21 protein-coding genes and 1 tRNA gene are annotated in these 20,986 nt (G+C 59.5%); 3 read left to right on the top strand and 19 right to left on the bottom strand.

The window, feature by feature from the left end:
* Window positions 1-7 precede the first annotated feature (7 nt).
* The 3 genes from SMD27_RS10145 to SMD27_RS10155 all read right to left on the bottom strand — a co-directional run bounded on the left by SMD27_RS10145 (window position 8) and on the right by SMD27_RS10155 (window position 3,788).
* On the bottom strand, window positions 8-1,024 hold the full coding sequence (locus SMD27_RS10145; RefSeq protein WP_320508250.1) for a BMP family protein: 1,017 nt from the start codon (window positions 1,022-1,024) through the stop codon (window positions 8-10).
* A 56-nt stretch (window positions 1,025-1,080) separates the two neighbouring features.
* Window positions 1,081-2,355, bottom strand: a complete 1,275-nt coding sequence (preA, locus tag SMD27_RS10150) for an NAD-dependent dihydropyrimidine dehydrogenase subunit PreA (protein ID WP_320508251.1) — start codon at window positions 2,353-2,355, stop codon at window positions 1,081-1,083.
* A gap of 65 nt (window positions 2,356-2,420) precedes the next feature.
* The gene (locus tag SMD27_RS10155) at window positions 2,421-3,788 is read right to left on the bottom strand and encodes an NAD(P)-dependent oxidoreductase (protein ID WP_320508252.1); all 1,368 of its coding nucleotides are present in this window, start codon (window positions 3,786-3,788) and stop codon (window positions 2,421-2,423) included.
* A gap of 211 nt (window positions 3,789-3,999) precedes the next feature.
* On the opposite strand from SMD27_RS10155, the gene SMD27_RS10160 reads away from it, so the two are divergent.
* Window positions 4,000-4,689: a TetR/AcrR family transcriptional regulator gene (locus SMD27_RS10160; protein ID WP_379990442.1), complete on the top strand. Its 690-nt coding sequence runs from the start codon at window positions 4,000-4,002 to the stop codon at window positions 4,687-4,689.
* A 74-nt stretch (window positions 4,690-4,763) separates the two neighbouring features.
* Here the strand turns inward: SMD27_RS10160 and hydA are convergent, their stop codons facing one another.
* Both hydA and SMD27_RS10170 read right to left on the bottom strand, forming a co-directional pair.
* Window positions 4,764-6,221, bottom strand: coding sequence for a dihydropyrimidinase (gene hydA, locus SMD27_RS10165; protein ID WP_320508254.1), 1,458 nt, complete (start codon window positions 6,219-6,221; stop codon window positions 4,764-4,766).
* Between the two features lie 130 nt (window positions 6,222-6,351).
* A complete protein-coding gene (locus tag SMD27_RS10170) occupies window positions 6,352-6,759 on the bottom strand; it encodes a hypothetical protein (protein WP_320508255.1) in 408 nt (135 codons plus the stop codon).
* A 251-nt stretch (window positions 6,760-7,010) separates the two neighbouring features.
* Between SMD27_RS10170 and SMD27_RS10175 the strand changes: the two genes are divergently transcribed.
* A complete protein-coding gene (locus SMD27_RS10175; protein ID WP_320508256.1) occupies window positions 7,011-8,180 on the top strand; it encodes a mechanosensitive ion channel family protein in 1,170 nt (389 codons plus the stop codon).
* Window positions 8,181-8,255: 75 nt separating this feature from the next.
* Here SMD27_RS10175 and gfa read toward each other — a convergent pair whose 3' ends face one another.
* The 9 genes from gfa to SMD27_RS10220 form a co-directional block, all read right to left on the bottom strand.
* Complete coding sequence (gfa, locus tag SMD27_RS10180; protein ID WP_320508257.1) at window positions 8,256-8,828, bottom strand: S-(hydroxymethyl)glutathione synthase; 573 nt, start codon at window positions 8,826-8,828, stop codon at window positions 8,256-8,258.
* Between the two features lie 204 nt (window positions 8,829-9,032).
* Window positions 9,033-9,109, bottom strand: a tRNA-Pro gene (locus tag SMD27_RS10185).
* 220 nt (window positions 9,110-9,329) lie between these two features.
* Window positions 9,330-9,926, bottom strand: coding sequence for a MerR family transcriptional regulator (locus tag SMD27_RS10190; protein ID WP_320508258.1), 597 nt, complete (start codon window positions 9,924-9,926; stop codon window positions 9,330-9,332).
* Window positions 9,923-10,225, bottom strand: coding sequence for an integration host factor subunit alpha (locus SMD27_RS10195; protein WP_320508259.1), 303 nt, complete (start codon window positions 10,223-10,225; stop codon window positions 9,923-9,925). Before SMD27_RS10195 ends, SMD27_RS10190 begins: the two co-directional genes overlap by 4 nt.
* Window positions 10,226-10,430: 205 nt before the next feature.
* Complete coding sequence (locus SMD27_RS10200; protein WP_320508260.1) at window positions 10,431-11,405, bottom strand: beta-ketoacyl-ACP synthase III; 975 nt, start codon at window positions 11,403-11,405, stop codon at window positions 10,431-10,433.
* Window position 11,406: 1 nt separating this feature from the next.
* Window positions 11,407-12,456 carry a phosphate acyltransferase PlsX gene (gene plsX / locus SMD27_RS10205; RefSeq protein WP_320508261.1) on the bottom strand — a complete coding sequence of 350 codons (1,050 nt, stop codon included), beginning with the start codon at window positions 12,454-12,456 and terminating at the stop codon, window positions 11,407-11,409.
* A gap of 40 nt (window positions 12,457-12,496) precedes the next feature.
* A complete protein-coding gene (gene rpmF, locus SMD27_RS10210; RefSeq protein ID WP_320508262.1) occupies window positions 12,497-12,679 on the bottom strand; it encodes a 50S ribosomal protein L32 in 183 nt (60 codons plus the stop codon).
* Window positions 12,680-12,842: 163 nt separating this feature from the next.
* On the bottom strand, window positions 12,843-13,406 hold the full coding sequence (locus SMD27_RS10215) for a YceD family protein (protein ID WP_320508263.1): 564 nt from the start codon (window positions 13,404-13,406) through the stop codon (window positions 12,843-12,845).
* A 20-nt stretch (window positions 13,407-13,426) separates the two neighbouring features.
* Window positions 13,427-13,975 (bottom strand): ubiquinol-cytochrome C chaperone family protein, encoded by a 549-nt coding sequence (locus SMD27_RS10220; RefSeq protein ID WP_320508264.1) that lies wholly within the window; start codon window positions 13,973-13,975, stop codon window positions 13,427-13,429.
* Window positions 13,976-14,126: 151 nt separating this feature from the next.
* Here SMD27_RS10220 and SMD27_RS10225 point away from each other — a divergent pair, with 151 nt between their 5' ends.
* Window positions 14,127-14,645: an outer membrane protein assembly factor BamE gene (locus SMD27_RS10225; protein ID WP_320508265.1), complete on the top strand. Its 519-nt coding sequence runs from the start codon at window positions 14,127-14,129 to the stop codon at window positions 14,643-14,645.
* 77 nt (window positions 14,646-14,722) lie between these two features.
* Here SMD27_RS10225 and SMD27_RS10230 read toward each other — a convergent pair whose 3' ends face one another.
* The 5 genes from SMD27_RS10230 to nusB form a co-directional block, all read right to left on the bottom strand.
* Window positions 14,723-16,813: a sodium-translocating pyrophosphatase gene (locus tag SMD27_RS10230; protein WP_452094324.1), complete on the bottom strand. Its 2,091-nt coding sequence runs from the start codon at window positions 16,811-16,813 to the stop codon at window positions 14,723-14,725.
* A gap of 213 nt (window positions 16,814-17,026) precedes the next feature.
* Window positions 17,027-18,643 carry an AMP-binding protein gene (locus SMD27_RS10235; RefSeq protein WP_320508266.1) on the bottom strand — a complete coding sequence of 539 codons (1,617 nt, stop codon included), beginning with the start codon at window positions 18,641-18,643 and terminating at the stop codon, window positions 17,027-17,029.
* A 198-nt stretch (window positions 18,644-18,841) separates the two neighbouring features.
* Window positions 18,842-19,288, bottom strand: coding sequence for a hypothetical protein (locus tag SMD27_RS10240; protein WP_320508267.1), 447 nt, complete (start codon window positions 19,286-19,288; stop codon window positions 18,842-18,844).
* Window positions 19,289-19,404: 116 nt separating this feature from the next.
* Window positions 19,405-20,424 carry a thiamine-phosphate kinase gene (thiL, locus tag SMD27_RS10245; RefSeq protein ID WP_320508268.1) on the bottom strand — a complete coding sequence of 340 codons (1,020 nt, stop codon included), beginning with the start codon at window positions 20,422-20,424 and terminating at the stop codon, window positions 19,405-19,407.
* A 2-nt stretch (window positions 20,425-20,426) separates the two neighbouring features.
* Window positions 20,427-20,945 (bottom strand): transcription antitermination factor NusB, encoded by a 519-nt coding sequence (nusB, locus tag SMD27_RS10250; protein ID WP_320508269.1) that lies wholly within the window; start codon window positions 20,943-20,945, stop codon window positions 20,427-20,429.
* Between the last annotated feature and the right edge of the window lie 41 nt (window positions 20,946-20,986).

Consider the following 20,986-nt stretch of genomic DNA (forward strand, 5'->3'; position numbering starts at 1 on the left):
CGATCGGTTACGCCGTCGCCTTCGGTTCGGTATCGACGACCTTGACCTCGAACTTGCCGTCCTTGATCGCCTGTTCGCGTTCCTTGACCTTCGTCATCAGCTCGGCCGGTACCTTGCCTTCGAAGGTGCCCAGAGGTGCAAGGCTGCAGCCGCCATACTTCATGAAGGAGAACCTGCCGTAATCCTCGGCCTTGAAGCTGCCGCTCTGCACCGCCTTGATTGCATGATCGATGGTCGGTTCCATATGCCAGAGCGCCGAAGCCACAACGGTTTCCGGATAATCCGGCTGCGTGTTGATCACATTGCCGATCGCCAGGACCTTGCGTTCCTTTGCGGCATCAGACACGCCGAAACGCTCGGCATACATGATATCGGCGCCGGCATCGATCTGGGCAAAGGCGGTTTCCTTGGCCTTGGGCGGATCGAACCAGCTGCCGATGAAGCTGACCTGGAACTTGACGTTCGGATTGATCTCCTGAACACCATCCATGAAAGCGTTCATCAGGCGGTTGACTTCGGGAATCGGATAGCCGCCGACCATGCCGATATTGTTCGACTTGGTCATGCCTCCGGCGATCATGCCGGTCAGGTAGGAAGCTTCCTGGATGTAATTGTCGAAGACCGAGAAATTTTCGCCCTGGGGCTTGAAGCTGGAGCCCAGCAGGAAGGCGGTCTTCGGATAATCATTGGCCACGGCGCGGGCGGCCTCCTCGACGGCGAAAGCTTCGCCGACGATCAATTGATGGCCCGCTTCGGCATATTCGCGCATGACGCGCTCGTAATCGGTATTGGCCGTATTTTCCGACCAGACATAGTCGATGTCGCCGCGCTTCTGGGCCCCCTGGAGGGCGGCATGAACACGGCTGACCCATTGCTGTTCGACCGGCACGGTATAGACCGAGGCGACCTTGATCTTATCGGCGGCAGATGCTCCGCGCGGCCAGCCGGCGATCAAAGGGCCGGTCCCCATGGCCAAGGCCAGCCCACCGCCGGCCTGCAGAACGCGACGACGTGAAACGCTCATATACCCCTCCCTGTTTGCGTGCGTTTTTTTAGTGCCTCGCACGTCGTTACGCTAGTCTATTCCGCCGCCTTCCGCATCGGATTTCGCGGGTCCTGGGTCCAGTTCAGATAGGGCTTGCCGGTCTTCACCGATACCATAGTGATACAGTCAGGTACCGGGCAGACATGGAAGCAGAGATTGCAGCCCACGCATTCCTCCTCGATCACCTCGTAGCGGCGTTTACCCTCCAGCCGTTGGGCGGCAATGGCCTGATGCGAGGTATCCTCGCAGGCGATATGGCACAGGCCGCATTTGATGCATTTATCCTGATCAATTTCGGCGATGGATTTGAAGTTGATATTGAGGAACTTCCAATCGGTGACATTGGGCACGGCACGGCCGCGGAAATCCTCAATGGTCGCGTGGCCCTTTTCATCCATCCAGTTCTTCAGGCCGCTGATCATATCGTCGACGATCTTGAAGCCATGATGCATGGCCGCCGTACAGACTTGGGCTGTGCCGGCGCCAAGAGCCATGAATTCCGCCGCATCCCGCCAGTTACTGATGCCGCCGATAGCTGAAATCGGCAGGCCCTGGGTTTCCGGATCCCGGGCGATCTCAGCCGTCATATTAAGCGCGACCGGTTTCACCGCGGGACCGCAATAGCCGCCATGGGTTCCCTTGCCGTCCACCACCGGTGTCGGTGCCATGAGGTCGAGATCGACCGAGCAAATGGAATTGATCGTATTGATCAGTGAAACGGCATCGGCGCCGCCCTTTTTGGCCGCCCGCGCCGGGTGACGGATATCGGTGACATTGGGCGTCAGCTTCACGATCACTGGCATGCGGGTATATTGCTTGCACCACCGGGCGACCATTTCGACATATTCCGGCACCTGCCCCACCGCCGACCCCATGCCGCGTTCCGACATACCGTGGGGACAGCCGAAATTGAGCTCGATCCCATCGGCCCCGGTTTCCTCGACCAGGGGCAGGATGCGCTTCCAGCTTTCCTCCTCGCAGGGGACCATCAGCGAGACCACCATGGCCCGGTCCGGCCAGTCCCGCTTCACCTTCTTGATTTCCTGCAGGTTGATTTCCAGCGGCCGGTCGGAAATCAGCTCGATATTGTTGAAGCCCACCATGCGGCTATCGTTGAGATGCAGCGCGCCGTAGCGCGAGCTGACATTCACCACCGGCGGATTCTCGCCAAGCGTCTTCCAGACGACACCGCCCCAGCCCGCCTTGAATGCGCGCACGACATTGACTTCCTTGTCGGTCGGCGGGGCGGAAGCAAGCCAGAAGGGATTCGGTGACTTGATGCCGACGAAATTCGAACGGATGTCAGCCATGATCGTTTCTCCCGATCGGCGCCCCAGGACCTATGAACCTGCAGGCGCGAGTCTAAAAACTTTTCTTATTTGCTGTTTTTGCGGCGCAAATAGCGGTCGATGGCGATGGCGGCGATCTTGCCGTCCTCGACACCTTGCACTGTTAAATCGGTCCCGCTGGCGACACAGTCGCCGCCAGCCCAGACATTGGGCAAGGAGGTCTGCATATCCTCATTGACGACGATCTTGCCATTGGCGAGATCGAGCGATTCATGTGCTTGACCATTGACCGGATCCTTGACCAGTTTCTGGCCGATCGCCTTGAAGACGACATCGCAAAGGAGGCTGAAGGTCTCGCCGGTGCCGATCAGACGGCCCTGATCATCGAGCTGGGTATATTCGAACTCGACTTCGCGGGCCGCGCCTTGGTGCGAGATCAGCCGCACCGGCTTTGCCCAATGCTTGATCTTGACGCCGTTGACCTGGGCGAATTCCTGTTCGTGCCAGGTGGCGGTCATCTGATCGGGACCGCGGCGATAGACCAGTGTCACATCTTCGGCGCCGAGGCGCTTCGACTGAATGGCGATATCGATCGCCGTATTGCCGCCGCCAATCACCAGGACCTTCCGGCCGACCGGCAATTTGGATTTGTCCGCCGCCTGACGCAGCTTCGCGATGTAATCCACCGCGTCCTGGACATTGGCGACCTCTTCGCCATCGAGGCCGAGCGCATTGACGCCGGCAAGGCCAAGACCCACGAAAACCGCTTCATAATCATGCCGAAGCTGTTCCAGTGCCAGATCGCGGCCGAGCGCTTTGCCGGTATTGACCGCGATGCCGCCGATCTGCATCAGCCAGCGGATTTCACGCTGGGCAAAATCCTCGACGGTTTTATAGGCGGCAATACCATATTCGTTAAGGCCGCCCAGTTTGTCGCGTGCCTCGAAGATCGTCACGTCATGGCCTAGCATGGCGAGGCGGTGCGCACAGGAAAGACCGGCCGGACCGCCACCGATCACCGCCACCTTCTGGCCGCTCGGCGCCTGGCGCTGAAACGGATGAATACCCTGCTCTATCAGCCGGTCGGTGGCATAACGTTGCAGCGCACCGATATTGACCGGCTTGTCTTCCGAGGTATTGCGGACGCAGGCGTCTTCGCAAAGAATTTCTGTCGGGCAGACCCGGGCGCACATGCCACCGAGAATATTCTGTTCAAAAATCTTCTCCGCTGCGCCGCGCACATTGTCGGTCGAAATCATGCGGATGAAGTTCGGGATGTCGATGCTGGTCGGACAAGCTTCGGTGCAGGGCGCGTCATAGCAGAAGTAACAGCGGCTGCTTTCGACAATCGCTTTCTTGCGATCCAGCACGGGCTTCACGTCTTCGAAATTGCGGTCGATATCCTGCGACTGCAATCTGGCAGCAGCGATATCTGGCGTCGCGGATTGCGCCATCTCTCCCTCCCATGTGACGGCATCATCCGCGCGTTTGATCTCGACCGGCGCGGTGTGCCCCTGACGTTTCCCGTCTGTTATTTTCGAGCATGACGAAGCTTGACCATTTGATCAAGTTTTTTCTGACCGCTTGATCAACTTTCCCATGCTAGGCTTTACTGGAATAATATCGCTAACCGGCGGGCCGAGCCGGATCGTTGTGGGGAGGAATATGTCAGTGGCGATCACGCAACATAAAACCGGCCGTTCCGCCATTGCCAAAGGCGTTCGCCAAATTTCCCGCGCCAGCATCGAGGCGCGCATTCTGGCCGCCGCGGAATCCGTCTTCGCTGAAAGCGGATTTTCCGGTGCGACGACGGCGGAAATTGCCAAGCGCGCCGGGGTGCCGAAGGCCAATCTGCATTACTACTTCAAGACCAAGGAAGATCTGTATCGGCAGGTCTTGCAGGGCATTCTGGAACTCTGGCTCGGCACCGGCGATCAGATATTGCCGGAATTCGACCCGGCCCAGGCGCTCAGCCACTACATCGCCGCGAAGATCGACCTCGCTCGACAACGCCCCCTCGCCTCGCGGGTTTTCGCCAATGAGATCATTCATGGTGCACCGCAGATCAGCGACTTCCTGCAGGATGAATTACGCGACTGGGTCGACCGCAAGGCTGAGGTGATCGACGGCTGGATCGCTGCCGGCAAATTGAAGCCAATCGATCCGCGGCATTTGTTTTTCATGATCTGGGCCAATACCCAGACTTATGCCGATTTCGCCGTGCAGATCGCCGCGGTGCTTGGGCGCACGCAATTGCTGCCGGAAGATTACGACAAGGCGGGGCGACAGCTTGCCGAGATCATCCTGCAAGGTTGCGGCCTGACCATGCCGGCGCAATGGCCGCCGGCCGAATAAGCGACCGCACTTCTCAATAAAGGAGCCCTCGACAGAGTGCCGAGGGCCTCATGAAGCGAACAGGCGATGACGAGTTATTGCGCCGCCTTGCTGGTGCGCTGGACCGGCGCCGGCTTGCGGCGTTCGTTGATCTTCTTAACGGCGTCGAAGACCGGCGCGAAAGTCGGCCGGTTGATATAACGTCCGGCGCCGCGCGTGACGTTCAACTGGCCGTTTTCCCAAACCACCTTGCCCTGGCTGATCGTGTGGCTGGGAACGCCCTGTACCGTCATGCCTTCGAAGATGTTGTAATCCACCTTCTGGTGATGGGTCTTCGCCGAGATGGTCCGCGTGCCCTTGGGATCCCAGACGACGAGATCGGCATCTGCGCCGACACTGACCGAGCCCTTGCGCGGATAGATGTTGAAGATCTGCGCGGCCGCGGTCGAGGTGACGCGCACGAATTCCATCGGTGTCAGACGGCCAGTGCCGACACCATGATGCCACAGCACCGCCATGCGGTCTTCGACACCGCCGGTGCCGTTGGGGATCTTGGTGAAATCGTCCCGCCCCATCGCCTTCTGATCGGCACAGAAGCAGCAATGATCGGTTGCCGTTGTATGCAGTGTCCCCGATTGCAAGGCGCGCCAGAGGATTTCCTGGTTTTCCTTCGGGCGGAAGGGCGGGCTCATGACATGGGCCGCAGCCACGTTCCAATCCGGATGCCGGTAGACTGAATCGTCGATCAGCAGATGGCCGGCCAGAACTTCGCCATAGACCCTCTGTCCCTCGCCACGGGCGCGGGCGATGGCTTCGATCGCTTCCTTGCAAGAATTGTGGACGATATAGAGCGGGTTGCCGATTACCTGGGCTACGCGGATCGCGCGATTGGCGGCCTCGCCCTCTACTTCCGGCGGCCGCGACAGTGGATGGCCTTCGGGGCCGGTGATGCCCTTCTTCAGGATTTCCTGCTGCAGGTGATAGACAAGCTCGCCATTCTCGGCATGTACGGTCGGGATCGCGCCCAGTTCCAGGCAGCGGGCGAAGCTCTTCACCAGATCCTCGTCCGGCACCATGATGGCATTCTTATAGGCCATGAAGTGCTTGAAGCTGTTGACGCCGCGTTCGCGGGCCAGCACCCCCATATCCTCATAGACCTGATCGCTCCACCAGGTGACGGCGACATGGAAGGAATAATCTGCGCAGGCCTTCTCGGCCCAGCCGCGCCATTCATCATAAGCTGTGAGCAGCGAGGTGTTCGGCGCCGGGATGACGAAATCGATAATCATCGTCGTGCCGCCGGCAAGTCCAGCCGCGGTACCGGTATAAAAATCTTCGCTCGCCACCGTGCCCATGAAGGGCAATTGCATATGGGTATGGGGGTCGATGCCGCCCGGCATCACATATTGGCCACCGGCATCCACGACCTTAGCGCCCGCCGGCGCGTCGAGATTTTGCCCCACAGCCTTGATAAGACCATCGGCGACATAAACATCCGCCCGCTTCATCTCCTCGGCGGTGACGACAGTGCCGCCCCTGATCAATAGCGACATGCGCTCCTCCCTCAACTGGTATCGGCCGTTCGGTTGACCCGAAACTTGATCATCTGGTCAAAGAATACGCGGAAGGATCGGGGCGGCAAAGTCTTTTCTAGGCCGACGCCGAATCAAGAATCGACCGTTATCAGGGCAGCGGTTGCGGCTGCGATTTGCCATAGGCGATTGACTTACCGTCATGGTCAATGGCGGCGGCTTCGAAATAGTAATAATGCGGTTCGCTTCCCTGGGTGCAGGGGCCGGTATAGCTTTTCAGTGATCCTTCGGGGAGAACACCCGAGCCGGTATTGGCAACCTCGCCACCACCCAAAGCGGAGCTCGGATTATCACGATCGCGCAGACGCACGGCGAAATAGGACGTGCCCGCAGGGAAATTTCCAATCTCGACTTTCGGTGATATGCCCGAGCAGAGATGCGAAGGCTTCCATGCGAAATCCACGGTCATCGTATTGGGGTTGGATTTTTCTGTCGGCTCGGTCGAACTGCAGGCAGTCAGGGCAGCGATACCGATAAGAAGCAACAAATGCTGACGCATAAGGTCTTTCCCTCACAATATCGGTTAACTTGTCCCGCTGATGGTATCGCAGGTCCGCTTCGGCTCGGCAGACAATTTTTAGCTGCGCCGCACACAATATCTTGTATTGCGCCGGATCCGGTTTGCCTGCTGCAGCGATAACCGTACCGGGAAATACCCTCTAGCACCTCAATTCGAGAAACGACCAGCCGCATTCGCCGTTAACAAGAGCGCGAAGCAAAGAGCGCCAATCCACCCCGTGGAGGATGTTGTTGACGGATGAACTCGATGCTTATGGTCGGCAGTTTATTGCCTCGCTCACCTGGATGCCGGATTGGGCGGCCAGCCTCATCCTTCTGAGCCTCGCCTTCATCATCGCGCTCATCATCCATCGGACCGGCTTCCGGCTGCTGACCGGATTGGTGAGCAACCGGGATCTGTCCTGGCGCTCCCTGGTTTCCCGGACTGAGGGGCCGGGCAGATTGGCCGTCATCATCTTCAATCTTTCGGTTGCAACCAAGATCGCACCGCTCAGCGATCGGCAGGCGACGCTGATTCAGCATCTCCTCTTGGTCAGCTTCATCATCCTGATCGGCTGGCTCGCGGTAACCGCACTGCATATCTGGACCACGGTCTATCTGCGGCGCTTCAAACTGGATGCGGCGGATAATTTGCTGGCTCGGAAGCATACAACCCAATTGCGTATTCTGCAGCGCGTGGCCGTGACGATTATCGGCGTCCTCACCATTGCCGCGGCTTTGATGAGCTTCGATCAGGTCCGGCAATATGGCGTGAGCCTGCTGGCTTCTGCGGGCGCCGCGGGCCTGGTCATCGGTCTTGCGCTTCAGCCGATGCTGAAAAATCTCGCCGCTGGCATTCAACTTGCGATCACCCAGCCGATCCGATTGGACGACGCGGTCATCGTCGAAGGCGAATGGGGCAATGTCGAAGAGATTTCGTCGACCTATGTTGTCGTGCGTCTTTGGGATTGGCGGCGCATGGTGCTGCCGCTCGCTTATTTCATTGAGAAGCCCTTCCAGAACTGGACGCGTGAGGGCTCCTCGCTGATCGGCACGGTCATGCTTTACGTCGATTATAGCGCACCGGTGGATGCGATGCGTGAACAGTTGAAGGAGATCGCCGAAGCGTCACCGCTCTGGGACCGACAGGTGGTTAATATGCAGGTCACGGATTTTAAGCAGGATACGATGGAGATCCGTATGTTAGTGAGCGCGAGCACGGCGGGACGCACCTTCGACCTCCGCTGCGTGGTACGAGAAGAAATGATTTCGTGGCTGCAAAAGAACCACCCGGCGGCATTGCCGCGGCGGCGTGCGGAAATCGCCGATTGGCCATCGCTAGGGAAAGCCGTCCTGATGGAGCGTCATGTCTCCAACGGCTCGATATCTCGCCTGACCAATGGCGGTAAAGGTCAGGCATAGGAGTTGAAGATGCGGACGGCAAAACGGCCCCGTCCAATAGGCGGGGCCGCTGTGATGTAACTTGTTGTGAAACGATTACGCTCTCAGCACACCCGATTGCTTGGCGATATGCGTGGCGATCGCGTCCATTAAAGCCGGCGACAGGCAGTCATAGGGCTCCAGGCCCAGCTCCTTCAGGCGCGAGCGGACCGCACCCATCTCCTTCGGATCGGCACCGGATTCGATGATGGAAGAAACGAAGGCGGCGAATTCGGGTGCCGACCAGCCGTCATCCTTCGATAGTTCCGTATGTACGAAATCCAATCCGTAGAATGGATGGTTCTTGTTCTCGATGCGGCCATACATATGTACGCCACACTCCTGGCAGGCGTAACGCTGAATGGCGGCGTTGGAGTCAACGACCTTCAGCTTTTGTTCGTTTTGCGTGACGCTGACCTGGTCGCGCGGAATGACGGCGACCATGGAGAAAAGCGCACCGGATGGTTTCCAGCATTTGGTGCAGCCGCAGACGTGATTATGCGCCGTCTGCCCCTTGAGCGTGACGACCACCGGATTAGACGAGCATTTGCAGGTCAAGGTGCCGCCGGTAAAATCGCCTTTGCCTTGTTTGACGCCGTTATCTACTGACGGATGAATCGAAATCGCCATCTTTTCCTCCCCTTCGCGCCATGTAGGTGATGGTCATTGGTTTTGGTTTGTACGTCATCGACAGTCTCATTCATCTGTAAGGCAATCAAGCCGGACAGTTCAACAAGCATCAGGTGATGTCGTACTAAAGACCAACCCACTCGCGCCAGCTTATGACTGGATTCTGTGACAGGTTGGAATGATTCGAAGATGGAAGGGCGAGAATGGTCGGAGCGACTGGATTCGAACCAGCGACCCCCAGACCCCCAGTCTGATGCGCTACCAGGCTGCGCTACGCTCCGACCGCATTAAATCACCGATCCGGTAAATGGGGGTGGACGGGTGATGGCGGCCTATATAATCGCCTGAGAGGGATGTGGCAAGGATATTGCCGCCGCGAGGCCGAGAGTTTTCGACGATCTTTCCGGGACTTGCCGCTGAGATACGCAACCCAACGAAAAACGGCAGAAGAAAAGGCGCAATCTTGCGATTGCGCCTGCTTCTGCTGTTGAAGGCCAGCCCTCAGGCGTCGGCTGCGCGCCGGAGACGGTCGCGCAATTCCCTAAGCTCCTCGATTACGGACTTCACTTCCTTGATCTGGCTGTCATCCAGCGCTGAGCGGAACAGGGGCAAATCCATCATCTCTCCCGAGGTTCCCTTGCCGCCCTGCCCGGAACCGCGGCCGGTGCTTTCCGCAGCTTCGGCCGTCGGCTGGTCGCCTTCCGGCGACTCGGCGCGAAATTCCACGGCGCCGGGAGCCACGGCGAGACTGTCGCCGGAGAGGCGCAAGCCGCCCTCGCGGATCAGCTTCTGCACGCCCTTAATCGTATAGCCCTGGTCGTAAAGCAGGCCGCGGATGCTCCGCAGCAACTCGACATCTTCCGGCCGGTAATAACGCCGTCCCCCGCCCCGCTTCATCGGCCGGATCTGGGTGAACTTGGTTTCCCAGAACCGCAGAACATGCTGCGGGACTTCCAATTCATCCGCGACTTCGCTGATGGTGCGGAAGGCGTCGGCGGACTTCTCCAACCGTTTGCTGCTTCGGGCGACCGACCGTTTGCCGGCATCGCTGTCGCCCGGAGTATTACGTTGATCGAGAACTCGTCCTGCGCTGCTCATGATGATGGGCCCTTATTCACGCGGTCCTTCAGGACATGCGAGGCACGGAATACCAGTACCCGGCGCGGCTTGATGGGAACTTCCTCCCCGGTCTTGGGATTGCGCCCGACGCGCTCGCCCTTCATCCGGACAAGGAAACTGCCGAAGGAGGAAATTTTGACGCTCTCGCCTTTGGTCAGAGCCGTGGAAATTTCTTCGAGAACGCTGTCGACCAGTTCGGCCGATTCGTTCCGCGACAGGCCAACTTCCTGATAGACGGCCTCGCTGAGATCGGCCCGTGTCACTGTCTTACCCTTCATTCCGTCCCCCTGTTATGAAGCTGGCGCGCAAAGCTGTTGCGCACTGGGGTTTCCGTTACTGTCACGAAGCGTAACGATTCCTCATAAATCAGTCAATTACAGAGACTTGTTCAGATGACAGACAGATCACAGCCGGAACGCCGTGGCTGATGCAGGAATACGGTCGGGATGGTGCCTTAAAGGGCTTACAATCGGATATCGAGGATTACCAGCGGACCAGTGCTGAACCCCAGGTAAATCCGCCGCCCATGGCTTCCATCAGCACGAGGTCGCCGCGTTTGATCCGGCCATCATTGACCGCTTCCGCCAGAGCTAAAGGAATCGATGCCGCCGACGTGTTGGCATGGCGGTCGACCGTGACGACGACCTTCTCTTGGGGCAGCTTCAGCTTCTGGCCCATGCTCGTGATGATTCGCTGGTTTGCCTGATGCGGCACCAGCCAGTCGACATCCTCCGGGGCAATGCCGGCACTGGCGATAGCCGCATCGATGGCCGCGGCGAGATTGACGACGGCATGGCGAAAGACGTCCTTGCCTTCCATTTTCACCGCGCCGGTCGTCTGGGTGGCCGATGGGCCACCATCGACATAGAGCTTGTCGTAATAGCGCCCGTCGGAAAAGAGATGGGTGCAGAGGACGCCCTGGTCGGTGTTGTCCCCCTTGCCTTTGGCAGCCTCCAGGATGACTGCTCCCGCCCCGTCGCCGAACAGGACGCAGGTATTACGATCCTTCCAGTCGAGGATACGGGAGAAGGTCTCCGCACCGATCACCAAAGCCCGGCGGGCCTGGCCGAGACGCAGGAAATTATCTGCCACCGCCAGCGCATAGACGAAGCCCGAGCAGACCGCCTGAACATCGAGCGCAAAGCCGTGATTCATGCCGAGGCGATGCTGCACTTTGGTGGCGGTTGCCGGAAAGGTGTGATCCGGCGTTGTGGTGGCGAGCACGATGCAATCGAGATCGGCACCGCGAATGCCGGCATGATGCAATGCCTGTTCGGCCGCCTTGACGGCGAGATCGGACGTCAGCTCACCTTCCGCGGCAAGATGGCGCTGTCGAATGCCGGTCCGCTGCCGGATCCATTCGTCACTGGTATCGACCTCCCGCGCGAGGTCGTCATTGGTGACGATACGGTTGGGAAGATATGAGCCGGCACTGAGAAGACGGGAGCGGCTTACCATCTCAGACAGCCGCGGTTCCGGTGACGGCTCCAGGAATCGTCATCATCTGATCAAAATCCCGCTTCATATTTTCGATCGCGCCATTCTGCACCATATCGACGGCCACCCCGATCGCATTGGCAAAACCGAAAGCGTCCGTACCGCCATGGCTCTTGATGCAGATGCCATTCAAGCCCATGAAAATTGCGCCATTATAACGCCGCGGGTCGACCCGTGCACGCAAAGCATTCAAGGCGGGGCGCGCCAGCAGATAGCCGAGCTTCGCGAGCAAAGCCGACCCGAAGCTCTGGCGCAGAAAATACCCGTAGAGCTTCACGGTTCCCTCGATCGATTTCAGCGCGACATTGCCGGTGAAGCCGTCGGTGACAAAGACATCGACGGTTCCCTTGGCCAGATCGTCGCCTTCGACGAAGCCATGGAAACGTCCCGGCAGATTGGCCTGGCGCAGGATGGCGGCTGCTTCGCGGACGGCATCGTGACCCTTCAATTCCTCGGAACCGACATTGAGGAGCCCGGTGCTGGGTTCGCGCACGCCGAGCACGGTGCGGGCAAAGACGTTTCCCATGACGGCGAATTGCACCAGATTGCTGGCGTCGCAAACGATATTGGCGCCGAGATCCAGCATGACGCTTTCGCTGCGCATCGTCGGGAAGAAGGAAGCAATGGCCGGTCGGTCGATACCCGGCATGGTCTTCAGCACGAACTTCGCCATCGCCATGAGGGCGCCGGTATTGCCGGCGGAAACCACCGCATGGGCGCTGCCGCTTTGCACGGCATCGATCGCCAGACGCATGGAGCTGCCGCGCCCGCCCCGCAGGGCCTGGCTCGGCTTGTCTTCCATCTTGATGACGGTATCGGCGTGGTGAATTTCGCTGGTCGCGGCGAGCGCCGGAAAATCCTTGAGCAGCGGTTTCAGCCGCGCCTCATCCCCGAAGAAGAGAAAGCGCACCTGGGGAAAGCGCTGGCGTGCGATATCGGCGCCACGGACCACCATGTCTGGCGCGTGATCTCCGCCCATCGCATCCAGCGAAATAGCCAGGCCGGCGCTCAACCTCAAACACTCCCTTCCTGGCTATGCTCGAGATCGGTTGTTAGGCTGCTTGCGTCCCGGTAACTTCCCGGCCGTCGTAATGACCGCAGGAACCGCAAACGTGATGCGGACGCTTCATTTCGCCGCAATTCGGGCATTCCGTCGACTTCTGCACATCCAGCGCGTGATGGGCGCGGCGCATGTCGCGACGGGAACTGGAGACCTTTTTCTTGGGAACTGCCATGATCACTCACTCACAAAAAATAAAGGCAGCCACTAATGCCGCCGTTCGAGCGCTTCTTATCTAAAATTGCCGCTTAAAGCAAGCAGGTTAACTTCTATCGCCCGGTCGGCGGACAGGGACGCACAACGGTCATTTACCGCCGGAAAGCGTCGGATGCAACCGCTCAATCTTCCCGTTTGGGTGTCTTGATCTGTTTCAAGACTTCGAAGGGATTGGGCTTTTCTTCCTTTCGAACGGCCTCCAATTCCGCCTCGGTGGTCGTCTGCCAGCCGCCCGGCAAAGCAGCGCCGGCCGCGCGCGGATAGGGATCGAGATTAAGGCCGAGCTGTTCCGCCACCACTTCGCCCAGGTCGATCTGTCCGCCCTGGACCGGTTCGGGTGGGTCGTCGTGATCGTATTCGACCGTCAGGTCGGCTTCCGTCGCGCCGACATCCTCGCTGAAGAACATTTCGAAATCGACCTCCAGCTTGGCCGGCACCGGCTTGAGGGAAACCACGCAAGACTGCACGACATCGGCGGAAAGATGGCCGTCCAAACGAATCACTTTCGCGCCGGTCCGCCGCAAACGCAGATCCGCTTCCAGGCGATCAAGGCCCAAGAGGTCGAACCGGGTTGCCAAAGCTGCTCGCTCCGCGGCATCGGCAGCAACATGCCGGCCGGTTTCGGTCATACTGATCTTATCGAGGGTAATAAGACGAGAAAATTCCACATTATCATTTGATTGCATGGCGGCTCTCACAATCTGGATTAGATTGCGGCGGGATCCACAAAATGAAAATCTGCCGCGACGATCCGGTCGGTCTGCTGACTCTCCAGGGTAGAAATGGCCAGTTTCAGATAACGGATCATGCGTTCGAGACTGGTCGCCGAGGGGTCGACAGTACCGTAGAGGTTCCGTTGCAAAGCAGCGGTCAGCGACGCATCGTCATCATTGGCGGCCAAGCCCTGATCATAAAACTGGATGCGGCCATTCATCGACTCAGCCATATGCTTAATGCGCCGGCCCACGCCAAGATCCGCCGCGCCCATTTCTCGCAAAGCCAGGTCCAGCTCCTTGAACATTACGTCATAGATGGCCTGCGTCAGCCGATCGATCGCTTCGCCCTGCCCCTTCAACCGGCGAAACAGGATATAGGCTTGCAGCACCACCATCTCGAAACGGCCGTCGACCGTGTCGGGAACCTCATAAGACAGATAAAACGCCGGATGCCGCGCCTGTTGCGCGACCACGGTATATACCGCCGCCGCTGCCGATTCGAGCTTCTCGTCTTTGAGAAAACGCCGCAGAAACAACATGATATCTATCCTGATCCAAGCCGGGCATACCTTGACAGGTCCCCGGCACAGTGCAATCTTGCGCCGTGAATTTCAGAGTGGCGCGATGCTGGTGGCTTAGCTGGCTAAAGCCAGCTTTTCAAGGCAGCTTCTGCTAAGGGGTATGATCGTTATGATGCGTTGGTCAGGCGGGCTTGGGGGAAGTCGGCGCAGCTATCGGTTTCCGACCTTGGCGCTGGGCATGGCCTTGGGTGCTGTCTTGATGGCTGGCGCCTGCACCGCGCGGATCGACCAGCGCGGCAACAAGCCGGATGAGGATCAGGTCGTCCAGATCAATCCGGGTGTGGATGACAAGAATCGGGTCGCCGAATTGCTGGGTTACCCCTCATCCGTGTCGACCTTCAACGACAACACTTGGTACTACATTTCCAAGCGGACCAAGACGATCGCCTTTTGGGATCCGGACGTGCTGGATCAGGAAGTCCTGCAGATCAGCTTCGATAATTCGGGCATCGTGCAGGACATGAAGATTTACGGCCAACAGGACGGCGAGACGATCGCTTATGTCGACCGCAAGACGCCGACACCCGGGAACGAGCTGACGATCCTGCAGCAGCTCTTCGGCAATCTCGGCAAATTCAATACTGACAAGCTGAATAAGGGTGCCGGCGCACCCGGCGGCGGGCCCTGATAGATTCATACCGGCCAGAAACGAAACCCCGGCAGATCGGTCTGCCGGGGTTTTTTCTTGGGTCTTTCCTTGCCCTGTCAGCTCGCGAGTGCCGCGAGCAGCAGCAAGGCGACGATATTGGTGATCTTGATCATCGGATTGATCGCGGGGCCGGCCGTGTCCTTATAGGGATCGCCGACCGTGTCGCCGGTCACCGCCGCCTTATGGGCATCGGAGCCTTTGCCGCCGTGATGATCGTCCTCGATATATTTCTTGGCATTGTCCCAGGCGCCGCCACCCGATGTCATCTGAATGGCGACGAAGAGGCCGGTGACGATGGTGCCAAGCAGCATGGCACCCAGCGAGACGAAGGCCTCAGCCTGACCGGCGACCACCCGGATCACGACATAGAGGACAATCGGCGCCAGGACCGGTAGCAAGGACGGCAGGATCATTTCCTTGATCGCGGCCGTGGTCAGCATGGCGACCGCCTTGCCGTATTCCGGCTTGGCGCGCCCTTCCATGATCCCCGGTATTTCCTTGAACTGCCGGCGCACTTCGACCACGACGGCACTGGCCGCGCGGCCGACCGCCATCATGCCCATGGCGCCGAACAGGAACGGCAAGGCACCTCCCAGGAACAATCCGATCACCACGTAGGGATTGTTGAGCTGAAAGGTGATCTGCCCTTGGAGATCGGGGAAATAGTGCTTGAGGTCTTCGGTATAGGCAGCGAAGAGCACGAGAGCTGCGAGACCGGCGGAACCGATCGCATAACCCTTGGTCACCGCCTTGGTGGTGTTGCCGACAGCGTCCAGCGCGTCGGTCACCTTGCGGACATCCTTCGGCAGATCCGACATTTCGGCGATGCCGCCCGCATTATCGGTCACCGGACCATAGGCGTCCAAGGCCACGACGATACCGGCCAAAGACAGCATGGTCGTCGCCGCGACGGCGATGCCGTAAAGGCCTGCCAGGCTGTAGGAGGCGATGATCGCCGCACTGATGGCGATCACCGGCAGAGCGCAAGCCTCCATCGCCACGGCAATGCCCTGGATGATGTTGGTTGCATGGCCGGTGGTCGAAGCCAGAGCCACGCTGCGCACCGGTCGAAAAGCGGTCGAGGTATAATATTCGGTGATCCAGACCAGCAGGCCAGTCAGCACCAACCCGACGACGGCACAGCCGAACAGGCTGCCGCCGGTGAAGGTCAGATTGCCCATGGTGAAAGCCGTGCCGAAGCCGATGATCTGATTGATGCAGAGGGCAATCAGAATGGCCGAAATCACCGCACTGACAATCAGGCCCTTATAGAGAGCCCCCATGATATTCTGGCTGCTGCCGAGCTTGATGAAGAACGAGCCGATGATCGAACCGATGATGCTGACTGCGCAAATGACCAGCGGCAGCAACATCATCCTTTCCTGATCCGCGCCGGTAAAGAAGATGCTGCCGAGCAGCATCGTCGCCACGACGGTGACGGCGAAGGTTTCGAACAAGTCGGCTGCCATCCCGGCGCAATCGCCGACATTGTCGCCGACATTATCGGCGATCACCGCCGGGTTGCGCGGGTCGTCTTCGGGAATGCCGGCTTCGATCTTGCCGACCAGATCGGCACCAACGTCCGCACCCTTGGTGAAGATGCCGCCGCCGAGACGCGCGAAGATCGAAATCAGCGAGGCGCCGAAGCTGAGGCCTACAAGGGCTTCCAGCATGGGCCGCATTTCGACCTGGGCGTTGCGCAGAACGAGGTAATAGCCCGCGACGCCGATCAAGCCGAGGCCGACCACCAGCAGGCCGGTAATGGCCCCGGATTTGGCGGCAATCGCCAAGGCCGGGGCGAGACCGCTGCGGGCGGCTTCCGCGGTGCGGACATTGGCCCGGACCGAAACATGCATGCCGATATAACCGGTCGCGCCCGAAAGCACGGCGCCAATAATGAACCCAAGAGCTGAAAGTTTGCTGAGAGCGATGAAGAGAATGACGGCGACGATGACGCCGACGATACCGATCGTGGTGTATTGTTTGTTCAGATAAGCCTGCGCGCCTTCTTGGACTGCACTTGCAATTTCGCGCATGCGGTCGGTGCCGGTCGGCGCCGCCAAAACTGATCTTGATGCCCATATACTGTAAATCAGGGCTAGCGCACCCGACACAATCGCCAGCCAGTAATACATCGAGCCCATCATTCTTACCCCTTCATCTCGTTGAGGTTTGTTTTGGAACTAGACGCAACTGATATGTAGACTCGCCGAACCCTTCCCCCGAGCCGGCTGAGCGCGTGAACGGTAAAGCAATCGGCAGGCCATGGCAAATTGTCGCAGGCAAGGGTGCTGACGGCTTTCTCGCAAGACTTCGCGGACGGCGCCGAGTTTCAGAACCTCTCTTTCGCAAAAGTCCCGTCAGATATCGCGTGCCCCCTGGCGCAACAGATATTTCTGGACCTTCCCGGTCACGGTTTTCGGCAGTTCGCCGAAGATCACGTGGCGTGGCCGCTTGAAATGGGCCATCTGGCTATCGCACCAGGAGAGTACCGACTCGGCTGAGACCTCCCCCGCTCCCTCCTTCAAGGCGATGAAAGCACAGGGAACCTCTCCCCAATGAGGATCCGGCTTAGCGACGACGGCGACCTCGCGCACCGCCGGATGTCGCGCCAATATCTCCTCGACTTCCAGCGAGGAAATGTTCTCGCCGCCCGAGATGATGATGTCCTTCAGCCTGTCCTTGACCTCGATATAGCCGTCGGGATGACGAACGCCGAGATCGCCGGACCTGAACCAACCATCACGAAAGACCGCATCGCTCGCTGCCGGATTAAGCAGATAGCCCTTCATCACCGTATTGCCGCGCAACACGATCTCACCCATGGTCTGGCCATCCATCGGTACTTCCTCGCCGCTTTGCGGATCGATCACCGAGGCACCGGCGGAGGTTATCGAACGAACGCCCTGGCGTGCCAGGAGGCGGGCGCGCTCGGCCAAGGGCTTGTCATTCCAATCGGGCTGCCATTCGCAGGATGTCGCCGGACCATAGGTCTCCGTCAGACCATAGGCATGCATGACGACGAAGCCCATCGCCTCCATCCGGGAGATGATTGTGCTGGTCGGCGCGGCACCGCCGGTGATGATCTTCACCGGATGCGCCAATCGAAATTCCTCCGCTTCCGGCGCGAAGGCCAGCATCGACAGCACAACGGGTGCGCCGCACATATGCGTGACGCGATGCGCGGCGATCCTGTCGAAGATCTGTGCGGGGATGATGGCGCGCTGGCAGATATGCGTGCCGCCGACCGCCGTTATCGCCCAGCTATAGCTCCAGCCATTGCAATGGAACATCGGCAAGGTCCAGAGATAGACGCTGTCGGCCGTGAGCTGCACGGCCAGGGCATTACCGAGCGCATTCAGATAGGCGCCCCGGTGGTGATAGACGATCCCTTTAGGATTGCCTGTCGTGCCAGAGGTATAATTGAGAGAGATCGCCTGCCATTCATCCGTCGGCCAATCGATCGCAGCCTCCGGATCGCCATCAGCGATGAAATCTTGATAGGTTATCCAGTCGCTGCTGCGTGGCCATCCGGGGGCCTCGATCTCGATGACCGATATATCGCGGCCGAGATATGACAATGCAGCCTTAGCCTGCGGCACTAATTCGCTGTCGACCAGTAAAGCCTTGCTGTTGCCGTGATTGAGGATGAAGGCAATGCTGGGCGCATCCAGGCGGTAATTGATGGCGTTGAGCACGGCGCCGGCCATCGGCACGGCATAATGCGCCTCCAGCAAGGCCGTGCAATTAGGTGAGAGCACCGACACGGTATCGTCGCGGGCGATGCCCAAGCGACGGAGGCGATCGGCGAATTGCCGGCATCGCTGGAACATCTGCCGATAGGTGATGCACCGGTCCCCATCGATGATGGCGGGATCATCCGGGTGAACGGCAGCGGAACGGTCAAGAAAACTAATCGGCGTCAGCGGCACGTAATTGCTGGTGTTGCGATCCAGCCCGACGTCGTAAATCGACATCCACGCCTCCCGAAGTTTGCCGCGCTTCTTATCCGGCGAGAGCCTGTCGCCGCTGCGTGCTTGATCTTCAGGATGCGTCAGGTGATCCGCAATGGGCAAGCGCGTTTACTTGAATCGGAGAAGACCTATCTCTTGATGCGGTCGCATTTTCTTCACGGGGACCGGCGTCCACTTCGCTCGAAATGCTCCAATTGCGTGCTATTTGAAGTCCTTGCGGTCGACATTGGCGATGGTGACCTGATGCACTGTGCCGTCGCCGGTCACACGGTCCGCGACTTCTTGCAATCGGGCGATGATCAGATCGGGATCGTAATTGGTTTGTTCCATCAGCTTGCGGGCCAGCAACTGGTGCAGTTCCGTGTTGAAGCCGTCGATCAGGCGCGGCATCAGCATTTGTGCGCGGGCTTGGCGTTCCGGCGCATCGAATAGCAGGGTGAAGCGGAAAAAGAAAACCCGGGCGACCCGGTTATTCTTCACCACCGACACCGGCAGGATGTCCATCGTAACCGATGTGATCGGTGCGGGCGGCGGCGGTTCCGCCTCGGCGGTCTGAGGCGCCGATTTATGCAAATAGAGCCAATAGCCAGCCCCGCCGCCTGCACCGAGCAGGAGCAGCAAGATCAGGATGAGCAAGAATTTTTTCATCCGCTGGTCGACCTAATGGTTCAATCGGGCGCGCCGACATCCGCGCAGTCGGGCCAATTTAGCTTAAAATGGTTAACGGAGGCTGACTAGATTCCGCCGGTCCGGGTCCCCGAAGCTCAGAAATGCTGGTAGCCGCGCTGCGAGATATCCAGGGGAGCTCCGTCCCGGTCGAGAATGCGGACGCTGCCGCTATCGGTCATTTCTCCCAGTTCGGTCACGGGGATACCTGCTTTTCCGGCAATTTCACGCAAGCGTGCCGCATTTTCACGCCGGATGGTCAACAGGAGTTCGTAGTCGTCGCCGCCGGTGATCAGCTTCACGAGCAAATCGGGCTCGTGCGACAGAAGATCGGCGGCCGCCCCCGATAATGGTGTTCGTTCGGCGTGAATGACGGCGCCGCAGCCCGAGGTTTCGGCAATATGCCCCAGATCGGCAACCAATCCGTCGGAAACGTCCATTGCGGCGGTTGCGATACCGGCCGCCATGATTTCCCTGCCCAGGGCCAAGCGCGGCTCCGGCAATTGGTAGCGGTCGGTCAGGAACTGGCGGTGGCCGAAGGAGAGATCAGGCCAATCCGCTCGCAGGACGCGGAGGCCGAGATAGCCATCGCCGATCGTCCCGGTCACGAAAATCAGGTCACCCGGCTGCGCTCCCCGGCGGCGCAAGGCGCGTCCCGCTGGCACCGTGCCGATTGCGGTCAGCGACAGGCTGAGCGGACCGGGGGTGCGGATGGTGTCGCCGCCCATCAGATGAACGTCGAATCGACGCTGGTCCTCGGCCAGGCCGCGGGCAAAATTCGCCAGCCAGGAGGATGTGATGGTGTTATCGACGGCGATTGTCATGAGATAGCCGACCGGCTTCGCGCCCTTGGCCGCGAGATCCGACAGATTGACACGCAGCATCTTCCGGGCGACGAGATCGGCCGGGTCGTTGCGCAGGAAATGCACGTCGGCCACCAGCGCATCGGCAGTCAGCACCAATTCCTCGCCGGCCGGCGGCAGATAGGTGCAGGCATCGTCGGTGAGATCCAACGCGCCGGGCATCCCCGCGGCAAGCGGTGCGAAATAGCGGCGGATGGTCTCGAACTCGCCTGGCAGGGCGTCTTCGCTGGTCTCAGCCTGGGAAGAGCCGGCCATGCTTAAGAGGCAGAGCCGCCGCGCTGTCCCATCTCTGTCGGACGCAGGCCGCGGGCCAATTGATCAAGGATGCCATTGGTGAGGCCGGTTTCCCGCGCCCCAAAGAAGGCGTCGGTGACGGCGACATATTCCGCGATGGTGACCTTGGGCGGCACATCGGGCCGGTGTGCCAGCTCATAGGCGCCGCAGCGCAGGATTGCCCGCAAAATCGCTTCCAGCCGCTCCACCGTCCAATCCTCGGTCAGCACGGCAGCGATCATATCGTCCAGTTCGCGCACATGGGTGGCAGCGCCGATCACTATATTGGTGAAGAGCTTGGCATCGGCGGGAGGCAATTCCTCGCCGTCACTCATATTGTGATTCCGGTGATCGGCGAATTCCCGCACGATCGCCTCGGGCCGGCCGCCGGCGACTTCCCACTGGTATAAAGCCTGCACCGCCGCCAAGCGTGCGGCGCTGCGCGTCAAGGCAAGCTGCTTGCCGCGCTGCATGAAGGCTTCCTTTTTATCCGAACTGCTCATCTGGTCAGTTCCATCTCACAGCGTTGCGCTTTGGGTCCGAC

It is taken from the genome of Dongia soli (genome assembly GCF_034044715.1).
In the GTDB taxonomy this organism is placed as follows: Bacteria; Pseudomonadota; Alphaproteobacteria; order Dongiales; family Dongiaceae; genus Dongia_B; species Dongia_B soli.